The following is a 13095-nucleotide window of genomic DNA, read 5'->3' on the forward strand; positions in this document are numbered from 1 at the left end:
CGCTCACACCTGATGAGCTGCGCTCCTGTGGAACGATGACCAGGTTATGGCCCGTTCAGAAGTTGTCGTCGACCTAGGCGCGCTGCGGCACAACGTCGCCTTGCTCGCCGGCCTCGCACCGTCCTCCGAGACCATGGCCGTCGTCAAGGCGGACGGCTACGGCCACGGCGCCGTCGAGGTCGCCAGGGCCGCGCTCGAAGCGGGCGCCACGTGGCTCGGTTCGTGCAGCACGCAGGAAGCCCTCGCGCTGCGCGCGGCCGGCATCCAGGCGCCGATCCTCGCCTGGCTCGACGCGCCGGACGAGGACCTGGCGGCCGGGCTGGCCGCGGACGTCGACATGGGCGTCTCCTCGCTGTCGGACCTGCGCCGGATCGAGCAGGCCGCCGAGGAGGCCGACGCGCGGCCGCGGCTGCACCTGAAGATCGACACCGGTCTGAGCCGCAACGGCTGCCAGCCGCGGGACTGGCCCGCGCTCGTCGACGCCGCGAAGAAGCACGAGGTCGTGGCCATCTGGTCGCACCTCGCGTCCGCCGACGAGATCGGCGACCCGTCCATCGACCTGCAGGCCAAGCGGTTCGACGACGCCTACGAGGTGGCGAGGGCGGCGGGGCTCGACCCGTTGCGGCATATCGCGAACTCCGCGGCCCTGCTGACGAGGCCCGACCTGCACTTCGACCTGGTCAGGCCGGGTATCGCGATCTACGGGCTGAACCCCGTGCCGACGGACCACGACCTCCGGCCGGTCATGAGCTTCCGGTCGCACGTGGCTCTCACGAAACGTATCCCCGCAGGTGAGTCCGTGTCCTACGGGATGACGTGGACCGCGCGGAGGGACACGACGCTGGCACTGGTGCCCGCCGGGTACGCGGACGGTGTCCCGAGGGCGCTCTCCGGCCGGATGGAGGTGCTCCTGGACGGGAGGCGCCGTCCGGTGGTCGGCCGTGTCTGCATGGACCAGATCGTCGTGAGCTGCGAGGACGACGAGGTGCGGGAGGGTGCCGAGGTCGTCCTGTTCGGCGACGGGAGCCGGGGGGAGCCGACGGCGACGGAGTGGGCGGAGCTGACCGGGACGATCGACTACGAGATCGTCTGCGGGATGTACCGGCCGCGGGTGCGGAGGATCTACACGTGAAGCCGGTGTGGAAGGTCGTCGGGTGGGTCGGTGGCGCGCTCGGCGCCGCCGTCGCCGGTGCGGCCGTGGCGCAGACGGCGAAGGTCTCGCACGAGCGCAAGACGGCGTCCGACAGCTTCGCCGAGGAGCCGCTCGGGCGGCTGCGGCCCGACCGCGAGTCGACCGTGGCCGCCGAGGACGGCGTGCCGATCTCCGTCGAGGAGGTCGACCCCGCGGACGGCGGCGAGCCGGACATCACCGTCGTGCTGGTGCACGGGTTCGCGCTGGACCGCCGCTGCTGGCACTTCCAGCGCCGCGACCTCGCCGAACTGCTCGACCCGCGGGTCCACCAGGTGCTCTACGACCAGCGCAGCCACGGCCGGTCCGGGCGCTCGTCGCGCGAGAACAGCACGATCGACCAACTCGCGCTCGACCTCGACTCGGTGATCCGCGCGGTCGTGCCGGAGGGCCCGCTGGTGCTCGTCGGCCACTCCATGGGCGGCATGACGATCATGGCGCTGGCCGAGAAGCACCCGGAGCTCTTCGAGGAACGGGTGCTCGGCGTCGCGCTGGTCGGCACGGCCGCCGGTGCCGTCGGTGGCGCGGGGCTGTCGAAGTCCGTGCTGTCGCGGTACAACCCGGTGACGCTCGGAGTCGGCCGGCTCGCGAGCGTGCAACCCGGACTCGTCGAGTGGGTGCGCAAGAGCGCGAAGAGCCTCACGTGGAGCGGCATCCGCCTGGGGGCGTTCGGCGACCGCGGGGTCGCTCCGTCCCTTGTGGACCTGATGGAGCAGATGATCAGCGGGACCGCGGTGAAGGTGCTCACCGAGTTCCTCGAGACCCTCGGCACGCACGACCGCTACAAGGCGCTGGCGGGTCTGCGGCACTGCGAGGTGCTGATCCTGGGCGGCGACGCGGACAAGCTCACGCCGTTCTCGCACGCCGAGCGGATGGCCGAGGAGATGCCGCACGCCACGCTCGTCCGGGCCCCCGGTGCCGGGCACATGGTGATGATGGAGCAGGCTGACCTCGTCAACGACCACCTGGTCGCGCTCGTCGAACGCTGCGCGGCCGATCGCGGAGAGAGTCGGAAGAAGTGGTGGCGCCGAGCGTGAAGACCGTCGAACTGCCCTTGGTGGAGGACACCGAGGAGTTCGGCCGCAAGCTGGGTGAAGTCGTCCGCGCGGGTGACCTGGTGCTCCTCGCGGGGCCCTTGGGCGCGGGGAAGACGGCGTTCGTGCGCGGTCTGGCGCGCGGCATGGGCGTGCGGGGCCGGGTGTCCTCGCCGACGTTCGTCGTCGCCCGCGTGCACGAGCCGGAGCAGGAGGGCGGCGTGCGGCTGGTGCACGTCGACGCGTACCGGCTCGGGGGTCACCTGGACGAGCTGGACGACCTCGACCTCGACACCGAGCTGGTCGACGCCGTCGTCGCCGTCGAGTGGGGCGAGGGCGTCGCGGAACGCCTGAACGAAGATCATCTCCTGATCCGCCTCGAACGCGGGATCGACGACGTTCGCACAGCTCAGCTGGTGCCGCACGGCGAATGGGCGGACCGCACCCTTCCGGTGTGAAACCGGTCGGCCGATGGGGTGGAGTCCGTTGAGGACGGAGCGCTCCGGGCCGATGCGATCCGCACGACCCAGAAGACACCTTCGCGACCGCGGTCGTCGGTGGCGCGCTGCTCGCGGTCGTCCGTCGCCTGCAACGGGAACACCTCCGGCGGATGAGCCCGGAGGGTCGCGGGGATGGCCGAACGAGCCCGTCGGCCATCCCCGGCGGCAGGCGGCTGAGGGACGTGGTCGGCTGACGGCTCCGGCGCTTCACCCGCTCCGGTGAACCTGGAACCGGGGTCGTACGCCTGCCTCGCGGACGCACGGCGAGTGCGGTTCGGCACACGTACTACCCTGGACAATCGTGCTAGTGCTCGCCGTCGACACGGCCACCCCCGCAGTCACCGCCGGTGTGGTCGAACTCGCGCCCGATTCGCCGCCGCGCCTGCTCGCGAAGCGGGTGACGCTCAACGCCAAGGCGCACGGCGAACTGCTCACCCCCCACATCAGCGACGCGCTCGCGGAAGCCGGCAAGAGCTACGCCGACCTCGACGCGATCGTCGTCGGCGCCGGTCCCGGCCCGTTCACCGGCCTGCGGGTGGGCCTCGCCACCGCCGCCGCGCTCGGCCAGGCGCTCAACCGCCCGGTCTACCCGGTCGCCACCCCCGACGCCATCGCGCGGGACGCGGCCAGCGGTCGCCCGCTGCTCGTCGCGACCGACGCGCGGCGCAAGGAGGTCTACTGGGCCGCGTACGACGCCGCCGGTCGCCGCACGGACGGCCCGCACGTCGAGCGCCCGCAGGACCTCGCCGGGAAGCTGCCCGCGATGGGCGTGCGCCAGGCCACCGGTGAGGGTGCCGAGATCTACGCCGAGGTCCTCGGCTTGGAGCTGCTCCAAGCGAAGCACCCGAGCCCCGAGGGCCTGGTCGCCGCCGCGGCCGCCGAGGTGCTCGCGAAGGCCCGCCCGGCCGCGCTCACCCCGCTCTACCTGCGCCGCCCCGACGCCGTGGAGCCCACCGGGCGCAAGCGGGTGACCAGGGCATGACCACCGGCACCGTCGCGCTCGCGCCTCTGCAGCACGCCGACGTGCCCGCGTGCCACGAGATCGAGGTGGCGTTGTTCCCCGGCGAGGACCCGTGGAGCGAGGACGCGTTCCACAGCGAGCTGAACAACGGCAACTACTACCGCGGTGCGTACGCGGACGACGAGCTGATCGGCTACGCCGGGCTCGCCGCCAGCGCGTACGAGGCCAGCATCCACACGATCGCCGTGGCCGGGCACTGGCAGGGCAGGGGCGTCGGCAAGATGCTGCTGCGCGACCTGCTCGCCCGCGTCGACGAGATCGGCGTGCCGGTCTTCCTCGAGGTCCGCACGGACAACGAGCCCGCGATCGCCCTGTACAAGGCGCACGGCTTCGAGCAACTCGGCCTGCGCCGCCGCTACTACCAGCCGTCGGGTGCCGACGCGTACACGATGGGAAGGCCTGCTCAAAGTGTCTGACCGCCTGATCCTCGGCATCGAGAGCTCGTGCGACGAGACGGGCTTCGGCATCGTCCGCCTCGGTCCGGACGGCTCGCTCGAACTGCTCGCCGACGAGGTCGCCTCCAGCGTCGAGGAGCACGCCCGCTTCGGCGGCGTCGTGCCCGAGGTCGCCTCCCGCGCCCACCTCGAAGCCCTCGTCCCGACCCTGCGCCGCGCACTGGACACGGCGAAGGTCGAGCTCTCCCAGATCCACTCGATCGCCGTCACCGCGGGCCCCGGTCTCGCCGGCGCGCTGCTGGTCGGCGTGTCCGCGGCGAAGGCGTACGCCGCCGCGCTCGGCAAGCCGCTCTACGGCGTGAACCACCTCGCGGGCCACGTGGCCGCCGACACGCTGCAGCACGGCCCGTTGCCGCAGCGCTGCCTCGCGCTGCTGGTCTCCGGCGGCCACTCGCAGCTGCTGCTGGTCGAGGGCGGTCTCGCGAACTCGATCACCGAGATCGGCTCGACCGTCGACGACGCCGCGGGTGAGGCGTACGACAAGGTCGCGCGGCTGCTCGACCTGCCCTACCCCGGCGGCCCGCCCATCGACAAGCTCGCCAAGCAGGGCAACGGGTGCGCGATCGCGTTCCCGCGCGGCCTGACGGGCCCGCGCGACGCGAAGTACGACTTCTCGTTCTCCGGCCTCAAGACCTCGGTCGCCCGCTGGGTCGAACGCGCCGAACGGGCCGGCGAGGAGATCCCGCTGGCCGACGTCGCCGCGTCGTTCCAGGAGGCGGTCGCGGACGTGCTCACCGCGAAGGCGATCCGCGCCGCGAAGGACCTGGACGTCGGCACGCTCGTCATCTCCGGCGGCGTCGCGGCGAACTCGCGGCTGAGCGGTCTGGCCGCCGAGAGGTGCGCGGAGGCCGGCATCGAGCTGCGCGTGCCGAGGCCGCGGCTGTGCACCGACAACGGCGCCATGATCGCCGCGCTCGGCGCCCACCTCGTCGCGGCGGGCGCGAAGCCGTCGCCCCTGGACCTCTCCACGACGCCCGGTCTGCCCGTCGGCACGGTGCAGATACTCTGAGCCCATTCCTGGGCGGACTTGAATCTTGGAGTAAGCGGTGAGCGCTGAACCCATGCGCACGATCACGTACCTGTTCCCGATCTACAACGAGGGCGGGAACATCGATCTGCTGCACAAGACGGTGTCCGAGGTCGTCAAGCCGCTCGAGGACCGGTACCGGGTCAACTTCATCTACGTCAACGACGGCAGCCGCGACAACTCGCTGGAACTGCTCAACGCCGTCGCCGACGCGGACGACCGGGTCACCGTCATCGACCTGGCGCGCAACTTCGGTCACCAGCTCGCCGTGACCGCGGGGCTCGACCTCGCGGACGCCGACGCCGTGATCATCATGGACAGCGACATGCAGGACCCGCCCGCGGTCAGCCTCGAGCTGATCGAGAAGTGGGAGCAGGGCTACCACGTCGTCTACGCGCAGCGCCGCTCACGCCAGGACACGGCGTTCAAGAAGGCCACCGCGCGGGCGTTCTACTGGTTCCTGCGCAAGGTCGCCGAGATCGACATCCCGGAGAACACCGGCGACTTCCGCCTCGTCGACCGCAAGGTCGTCGAGGAGCTGCGCAAGTTCCGCGAGCACAACAGGTTCCTGCGCGGCCTGGTGAGCTTCATCGGCTTCAAGCAGACCGCCGTGCAGTTCGACCGCGACAAGCGCCACGCGGGCGTCACCGGCTACCCGCTGCGCAAGATGCTGCGGTTCGCCGCGGACGGCATCGTCGGCTTCTCCGCCGCCCCGCTGAAGCTGATCTCGAAGGTCGGCTACTTCATCTCGGCCCTCGCGTTCCTCGGCATCTGCTACGTCGTCGGCGTGAAGCTGTTCCTGCCGGCCACCGCCGTGCCCGGCTGGGCGTTCATCACCAGCGCCGTCTTCTTCCTCGGCGGCATCCAGCTGATCATGCTCGGGGTGCTCGGCAGCTACATCGGCCGCATCTACACCGAGGTGCAGGCCCGCCCGCTCTACAGCGTGGCGTCGGTGCGCACCGCGACCCCGGTGCCGAACGACGCCAGGGCGCTCGCGTCGTGAAGAAGCTGCTGAACGCCCAGCAGCTCCGCTTCGGTCTGGTCGGCATCGGCAACACCCTGGTCGACCTGGTCGGCTACACGGTGCTGTTCGCGCTCGGCACCCCGCTCGTGATCGCGAACCTGATCTCGACCACGACGGGCATGGCGCTCAGCTTCACGCTCAACCGCAGCTTCACGTTCCGCGCTGCAGGCGGGGGAGCCGTCCGGCAGGTCGTGCTGTTCGTGCTGGTCACGGGCATCGGGCTGTGGGGCATCCAGCCGCTGGTGATCCTCCTGACCCGCGGGGTGTTCGCGGGTCTGCCCGAGACGCTCGCCATCGCGGCGCCCAAGTTCGCGGGCATCTGCGTCGCCCTCGTCTGGAACTACGCGCTGTACAGCCGGCTGGTGTTCCGGCCGGCGGCAGAGCCCGCAAAGGAACCCGTTCATGACTGACACCGCGATCCGCGAGCCGGAGGTCGTCGCCGGCGGGGCGTCCCGACCCGCTCCCCGGTGGAAGACCGCGCTGACGGGCGACTTCGCCAAGGTCTTCCTGCTGGTCTTCGCCTGGCAGGTCTTCATGACCGTGCTCGGGCGCGTGCTCGAACCACTGCTGCCGATCTTCGAGGGCACGCCGCCCTCGTCCCGCTCGGTCGACACGCTGCTGTCGCACACGCACCGCTGGGACGCGGAGAACTTCACCGGCATCGCCGAGGGCACCGCGTACCAGAACGTCCCGACCTCGCAGGCGTTCTACCCGGTCTTCCCGCTGTTCGTGTGGCTCGTGAAGATGGTGTTCCTCGGCAAGATCGGCACGCTGGTCGCGGGCATCATCGTCAACACGGTCGCCACGTGGCTGGGTGCCGTGGCCCTGCTCAAGATCGCCAGGAACTTCCTGACGGGCGAGCGCGCGCCGTGGCTCGTCGTGATGGCGATGCTGACGTGGCCGTCGGCGTACTTCCTGCACGCGTTCTACAGCGAGGCCGTGTTCATCGCGCTCGGCCTGTGGGCGTACCTCTTCGCGCTGCGCAGGCAGTGGGTCTTCATGGGCCTGTGCCTGATGCCGCTGACCGGCGTGCGCATCACCGCGGTGCTGTTCGTCGGCCTGTGCTTCCTCGAGTTCTGGCGCAGCAAGGACTGGAAGCTCCGCGGTCTGCTGTCGTGGCACCTGCTGTGGTTCCCCGCGAGCGCCGTCGGCTTCCTGGGCTTCGCGCTGTACCTGAAGGTCCTGGTCGGCGACCCGCTCGGCATGACGTCGGCGTACGAGAAGGCCCCGGCCTGGTCGTACCACCAGTTCACGCCGAACATCCCCGGGACGCTCTGGAACGAGCTCCTGATGAGCATCAACACCCTGACGAAGCCGGCCGACCTGAACACGTGGAACCTCACGAACCACGTGGTGCCGCTGGCCGGCATCGTCCTGCTGATCGCCGGATCGGCCTACCTGCTGGCGCAGCGCCGGGGTGACCTGGTGCCCGTGGGCCTCTTCGGCGTCGCGTCGCTGATCATGCTCACGCTGAACGGCAACCTGGTGTCGGTGCACCGCTACCTGCTGCCGTGCTTCGGCATCTACCTGGCGCTGGTGCTGCTCGGCCAGCGCGTCGCCGCGCTCAAGCCCGCGGTGTACGTGGTCATCTACGCGGGCCTGGTCACCCAGACCCTGATGTACATGATGTTCGTGTCCGGCAACTGGTCCGGCTGAGCCCTACAGCTCGTTGAGGCCCGGCCTCCCGTCCTCCACCACGAAAGACGCCTTGGTGGAGACCGGGGAGCCGGGCCTCGTCACGTGGTCGAGGCCGCGGAAGTCCGTGCGCAGCTCATCGGGCGTGAACCTCGTGAGCGTGTAGCCCCGCCGGTTGTTGAAGTACTTCACGTGGGGGTTCTCGCGCAGCCACAGCGGTGTCTCGGCGTACTCCTCCGACCCGTCGCCACCGGCTGTGATCGACGTGGTGACCAGTTCCGTCGCGAGGGTCCTCGACGACGGGTCGCTCCAGCGCTCCTTGACCTCCGCGCCCCACGCCGCGTGCACGTCGCCGGTCAGCACGACCGGGTTCCGCACGTTCGCGAACTCCGCCACCACCCGGTCCCGGTCGGCGACGTAGCCGTCCCACGCGTCGAGCAGGAACTTGTCGACCTCGCCGGGGATGTAGTCGTACTGCGAGAAGAACACCTGCTGTCCGAGCACGTCCCAGCGCGCCCGCGAGCCCCGCAGGCCCTCGAACAGCCACTCCTCCTGCGCGGCCCCGAGCATCGTGCGCTCCGGCTCCAGCCGTTCGGGGCAGAGCTGCAGCCCGTCACCGCAGGCCTGGTCGGTGCGGTACTGGCGGGTGTCGAGCATGTGGAACGTGGTCAGCGCGCCCCACCGGACCCGCCGGTACAGCCTTGATGACCTGCGCAGAGGCATGTTCTCGTAGTAGGCCTGGATCGCCGCGGCCCGGCGGGCGGGGAAGTCCGGCTGCGGCTTGTCGGGCAGCAGTCCTGCCCAGTTGTTGTCGATCTCGTGGTCGTCCCAGATGACCGTCCACGGCGCCACGGCGTGCGCGGCCTGCAGGTCGGGGTCGGTCTTGTACTGGGCCTGCCGCCGCCGGTAGCCGGCGAGCGTCACGGTGGTCGGACCCTCGACGTGCCGGACGTTGCCGCTCGGGGCGACGTGGATGCCGCTCTCGTACTCGTAGGTGTAGTCGCCGAGGTGCAGGACGAGGTCGGGTTCGTCCTCGGCCATGCGCTTGTAGGCCGTGAAGTAGCCGTGCTCGTACTGCGCGCACGACGCGAAGGCCATCGTCAGCGGTACCCGCAGGGCGTTCGGAGAGGGCGTTGTGCGCGTACGGCCCGTCCGCGAGAGATGGTTGAGGGCTCTGAAGCGGTAGAAGTACTCGCGACCGGGCTCCAGCCCGGTGAGCTCCACGTGGACGCTGTGCGCCTCCTCCGGTCGAGCCGTGGTGGAGCCGTGTCGCACGATCCGGGTGAATCGTTCGTCGTGGGCGACCTGCCACTCGACGTCGACCGGACGTGCCGGCATGCCTCCCAGGCCGTCGTCGGCGAGGGGCTGAGGGGCCAGTCGTGTCCACAGGACCACCCCGTCGGGTGTCGGGTCGCCCGAGGCCACACCGAGTGTGAAAGGGTCGCCGGGACGCGCCGAGTCGGCGGCCGAGAAAGCTGTGACTCCTGCCACGCCTGCGAGCAGCAGCGTTCGGCGCGTCAACGGGGACATGCCTTGAACACGCTCCCGGATGGTGATCGGTTCGGGGGGCGCGTTGAAGCCTTGGCACTCTCATGGGTAGAGTGCCAATTGCACGGCACCAGCACCGCCCCGACCCCCGCGACGGCGGGGTGGCAGGAGCCGTTAATTCGAACCTGCCAACGACCCGTGGAGGTCATCCCGGTGAGCGTGAACATCAAGCCGCTCGAGGACAAGATCGTCGTTCAGGCCTCCGAGGCCGAGACGACCACTGCCTCCGGCCTCGTGATCCCGGACACCGCGAAGGAGAAGCCCCAGGAGGGCAAGGTCCTCGCGGTGGGCCCCGGTCGCATCGACGACAAGGGCAACCGCGTCCCGCTGGACGTCGCCGTCGGCGACGTCGTCATCTACTCGAAGTACGGCGGCACCGAGGTCAAGTACAACGGCGAGGAGTACCTGATCCTCTCCGCCCGCGACGTGCTGGCCGTCGTCAACTAAGACGCTCGGCTGTCATGCCTGACGCCCCGGCGCCCCATCCGGGGCTTCCGGGGCGTTTCGCTACTTGGAGAGAGGCTTTAGGCAATGCCCAAGCAGATCAGCTTCGACGAGGACGCTCGTCGGGCGCTCGAGCGCGGCGTGAACAAGCTCGCGGACACGGTCAAGGTCACCCTTGGCCCGCGCGGGCGCCACGTCGTGCTCGACAAGAAGTTCGGTGGCCCCACGGTCACCAACGACGGTGTGACGATCGCGCGTGAGATCGAGCTGGACGACCCGTTCGAGAACCTCGGCGCGCAGCTCGCCAAGTCCGTCGCCACCAAGACCAACGACGTCGCGGGTGACGGCACCACCACCGCCACCGTGCTGGCGCAGGCGCTGGTCAAGGAAGGCCTGCGCAACATCGCCGCGGGCGCGAACCCGACCGCGCTCGGCCGTGGCATCCAGGCCGCCTCGGACGCCGTCGTGGACGCGCTCAAGGGCAAGGCCACCCCGGTCAAGGGCCGCGACAACGTCGCGCAGGTCGGCACGGTCTCGTCGCGTGACGAGTCCATCGGCGCCCTGCTCGGCGAGGCCATCGAGCGCGTCGGCGAGGACGGTGTCATCACCGTCGAGGAGTCGTCCACGCTCGCGACCGAGCTCGTGATCACCGAGGGCGTGCAGTTCGACAAGGGTTACGTGTCGACGCACTTCTCGACCGACCTCGAGGCGCAGGAGGCCGTCTACGAAGACGTCCGCATCCTGCTGCACCGCGAGAAGATCTCGGCCCTGGCCGACGTCCTCCCGATCCTCGAGAAGGTCGCGGAGTCCGGCAAGCCGCTGCTGATCATCGCCGAGGACGTCGAGGGCGAGGCCCTGTCCACGCTGGTGGTCAACGCCGTCCGCAAGACCCTGAAGGTCGTCGCCGTGAAGGCGCCGTTCTTCGGCGACCGCCGCAAGGCGTTCCTGGACGACCTCGCGGTCGTCACCGGTGGCGAGGTGATCTCCTCGGAGATCGGCCTCAAGCTGTCCGAGACCACGCTCGACCAGCTGGGCACCGCCCGCCGCGTCGTCGTGACCAAGGACGACACCACGATCGTCGACGGCGGCGGCACCAAGGCCGACATCGCCGGCCGCGCGGAGCAGCTGCGCCGCGAGATCGAGGCCACGGACTCCGACTGGGACCGCGAGAAGCTCCAGGAGCGCCTCGCGAAGCTCTCCGGCGGCATCGCCGTGATCAAGGTCGGCGCCGCCACCGAGACCGAGCTCAAGGAGCGCAAGCACCGCATCGAGGACGCGGTCGCCGCTACGAAGGCCGCGGTCGAGGAGGGCATCGTCCCCGGCGGTGGCTCCGCTCTCGTGCACGGCTCCAAGGTGCTCGACGGCGGCCTCGGCCTGACCGGTGACGAGGCCACGGGTGTCGCGCTCGTCGCGAAGGCCCTGTCCGCGCCGCTGTTCTGGATCGCCGCGAACGCGGGCCTCGAGGGCGCCGTCGTGGTGAACAAGGTCCGCGAGGGCGAGTGGGGCTTCGGCCTCAACGCCGCCACGCTGGAGTTCGGTGACCTGCTCGAGCAGGGCATCATCGACCCGGTGAAGGTCACGCGGTCCGCCGTGGCGAACGCCGCCTCCATCGCGCGCATGGTGCTCACGACCGAGAGCGCCATCGTCGAGAAGAAGGCGGAAGAGCCCACCTCCGCCGCGGCCGGTCACGGCCACGGCCACGGGCACGGCCACTGAGTTCTCGCGAAGCTCTGCCGCGTGCAGCTTCTGAGGACGAACGAAACGGGCGGCACCTCCGGGTGCCGCCCGTTTGTTTTTAAACGACCGCCAATTGGCGCTTTCTCGCCTTGATGATGTGGTCGCGCTCCGATTCCGAGAGCCCGCCCCAGATTCCGTACGGTTCCTGCACCGCCAGCGCGTGTTGGCGGCACGTCTCCAGAACGGGGCAGGCGAGGCAGACAGCCTTGGCGCGAGCTTCCCGCCGGGCTCTCGCCGGACCCCGTTCGCCGTCGGGGTGGAAGAAGAACGCACTGTCCATGCCCCGGCACGAACCGCGCATCTGCCAGTCCCAGAGATCTGCGTTGGGACCGGGGAGCCTTCGGGTGTCCGCCATGAGACCGCCTCCGTGACGACTGCTCCATTCGGCTTAATGATGATCCACCGTAGAACCGCTTCAAAACTTGTTCAAGAGGCAGAAGGCCCTTATCAACTGATGGGTGACAGCACGCGTGTTCGACCACGCACCGCCCGGAGTTGCCACCCGGATGAGGTGAACGGACGATGGCTCCCGTGACGACACCGCCGGAGCGCGCATCTGCCGGTGGTCAGACGAGCGAGCCCCTGCTGTCGGTGGCCGCCGTGGCCAGGCGGCTCGGCGTGGCTCCCGCCACCCTCCGCACGTGGGACCGCCGCTACGGGCTCGGCCCGAGCGGTCACACCGTCGGCCGCCATCGGAAATACGGGCCGCGCGACGTCGCCCGGCTCGAATTGATGCAGCGCGCACTTCTTCGTGGCGCGTCTTCCGCCGAGGCCGCGCGTTTCGCTCTCGACTCGAAATCGTCAATGACGCACGGCGAGGTTTTTATCGCTGGATCGGGTGGTGGCGGACGCGTCCTGAAAATGCCCGGAGCGTCTCCGATGGCGCGTGGACTGGGCAGGGCGGCGGTCGCCATGGATTCCATCGCCGTGCAGGGGATGCTCGCCGACTCGCTGGCGTCCGACGGCGTCATCGCGACCTGGAACGAGGTCGTCCGCCCGGTTCTGACGGCCGTCGCGGCGCGGTGGCAGCTCTCCGGCGCCGGCGTGGAGGTGGAGCACCTCCTGAACGAGTGCGTGCTCGCGGCGTTCGTGCGCGCGACGCCTCTCGTCACTCCCGGGCGCAACCATCGGCCCGTGCTGCTGGCGTGCATGCCGGAGGAGAGGCACAACCTCCCCCTCTACCCCTTGGCGGCTGAACTGGCGCAGCGCGGAATCGTGGTCAGGCAGCTGGGGGCGGCGCTGCCGCTGGACGCGCTGTCCGGCGCCGTGCGCCGCACCGCTCCCTCCGCGGTGGTGCTGTGGGCGCAGCTGCCCCGGTACGCCGATCCGGGGGTGGTCTCCGCGTTGCCGCGCACCCGGCAGCAGGTGCGCGTGTTCGTCGGCGGACCAGGCTGGCGTCGAGGGGTGGTCACGCCGCCGGCAGAACGGGTCGAGGACCTCGCCGCCGCCGCGGCCGCCGTCGAGGCCGCCGTCACCTGACA

The 13095-nt window shown here is 70.2% G+C and carries 14 protein-coding genes; 12 read left to right on the forward strand and 2 right to left on the reverse strand.

Annotated elements, in window-relative coordinates:
- Positions 1–46: 46 nt before the first annotated feature.
- The 9 genes from alr to BLQ91_RS01530 all read left to right on the forward strand — a co-directional run bounded on the left by alr (position 47) and on the right by BLQ91_RS01530 (position 7906).
- Complete coding sequence (gene alr, locus BLQ91_RS01490) at positions 47–1132, forward strand: alanine racemase (RefSeq protein WP_090094742.1); 1086 nt, start codon at positions 47–49, stop codon at positions 1130–1132.
- A complete protein-coding gene (locus BLQ91_RS01495; RefSeq protein ID WP_090094743.1) occupies positions 1129–2226 on the forward strand; it encodes an alpha/beta fold hydrolase in 1098 nt (365 codons plus the stop codon). The genes alr and BLQ91_RS01495 overlap by 4 nt, the downstream gene beginning before the upstream one ends.
- Positions 2223–2681, forward strand: a complete 459-nt coding sequence (tsaE, locus tag BLQ91_RS01500; RefSeq protein ID WP_245732953.1) for a tRNA (adenosine(37)-N6)-threonylcarbamoyltransferase complex ATPase subunit type 1 TsaE — start codon at positions 2223–2225, stop codon at positions 2679–2681. Before BLQ91_RS01495 ends, tsaE begins: the two co-directional genes overlap by 4 nt.
- A 343-nt stretch (positions 2682–3024) precedes the next feature.
- On the forward strand, positions 3025–3705 hold the full coding sequence (tsaB, locus tag BLQ91_RS01505; RefSeq protein ID WP_090094745.1) for a tRNA (adenosine(37)-N6)-threonylcarbamoyltransferase complex dimerization subunit type 1 TsaB: 681 nt from the start codon (positions 3025–3027) through the stop codon (positions 3703–3705).
- Entirely contained in the window at positions 3702–4160 is a 459-nt protein-coding gene (gene rimI / locus BLQ91_RS01510; RefSeq protein ID WP_090094746.1) for a ribosomal protein S18-alanine N-acetyltransferase, read from the forward strand. Before tsaB ends, rimI begins: the two co-directional genes overlap by 4 nt.
- A complete protein-coding gene (gene tsaD / locus BLQ91_RS01515) occupies positions 4153–5208 on the forward strand; it encodes a tRNA (adenosine(37)-N6)-threonylcarbamoyltransferase complex transferase subunit TsaD (RefSeq protein WP_090094747.1) in 1056 nt (351 codons plus the stop codon). Before rimI ends, tsaD begins: the two co-directional genes overlap by 8 nt.
- A 37-nt stretch (positions 5209–5245) precedes the next feature.
- Positions 5246–6229 carry a glycosyltransferase family 2 protein gene (locus BLQ91_RS01520; RefSeq protein WP_090094748.1) on the forward strand — a complete coding sequence of 328 codons (984 nt, stop codon included), beginning with the start codon at positions 5246–5248 and terminating at the stop codon, positions 6227–6229.
- Positions 6226–6660, forward strand: a complete 435-nt coding sequence (locus BLQ91_RS01525) for a GtrA family protein (protein WP_090094749.1) — start codon at positions 6226–6228, stop codon at positions 6658–6660. Before BLQ91_RS01520 ends, BLQ91_RS01525 begins: the two co-directional genes overlap by 4 nt.
- Positions 6653–7906 carry a hypothetical protein gene (locus BLQ91_RS01530; RefSeq protein WP_090094750.1) on the forward strand — a complete coding sequence of 418 codons (1254 nt, stop codon included), beginning with the start codon at positions 6653–6655 and terminating at the stop codon, positions 7904–7906. The genes BLQ91_RS01525 and BLQ91_RS01530 overlap by 8 nt, the downstream gene beginning before the upstream one ends.
- A gap of 3 nt (positions 7907–7909) precedes the next feature.
- Here BLQ91_RS01530 and BLQ91_RS01535 read toward each other — a convergent pair whose 3' ends face one another.
- Complete coding sequence (locus BLQ91_RS01535) at positions 7910–9415, reverse strand: alkaline phosphatase D family protein (RefSeq protein ID WP_090094751.1); 1506 nt, start codon at positions 9413–9415, stop codon at positions 7910–7912.
- Positions 9416–9586: 171 nt separating this feature from the next.
- Between BLQ91_RS01535 and groES the strand changes: the two genes are divergently transcribed.
- Entirely contained in the window at positions 9587–9880 is a 294-nt protein-coding gene (gene groES, locus BLQ91_RS01540; protein WP_030478362.1) for a co-chaperone GroES, read from the forward strand.
- A gap of 84 nt (positions 9881–9964) precedes the next feature.
- Complete coding sequence (groL, locus tag BLQ91_RS01545; RefSeq protein ID WP_090094752.1) at positions 9965–11593, forward strand: chaperonin GroEL; 1629 nt, start codon at positions 9965–9967, stop codon at positions 11591–11593.
- 79 nt (positions 11594–11672) lie between these two features.
- On the opposite strand, the gene BLQ91_RS01550 is transcribed toward groL, so the two are convergent.
- On the reverse strand, positions 11673–11969 hold the full coding sequence (locus BLQ91_RS01550) for a WhiB family transcriptional regulator (RefSeq protein ID WP_090094753.1): 297 nt from the start codon (positions 11967–11969) through the stop codon (positions 11673–11675).
- A gap of 167 nt (positions 11970–12136) precedes the next feature.
- Here BLQ91_RS01550 and BLQ91_RS01555 point away from each other — a divergent pair, with 167 nt between their 5' ends.
- Positions 12137–13093: a MerR family transcriptional regulator gene (locus BLQ91_RS01555; protein ID WP_090094754.1), complete on the forward strand. Its 957-nt coding sequence runs from the start codon at positions 12137–12139 to the stop codon at positions 13091–13093.
- Positions 13094–13095: the final 2 nt, after the last annotated feature.

The organism is Lentzea jiangxiensis (assembly GCF_900104175.1).
GTDB lineage: Bacteria > Actinomycetota > Actinomycetes > Mycobacteriales > Pseudonocardiaceae > Lentzea > Lentzea jiangxiensis.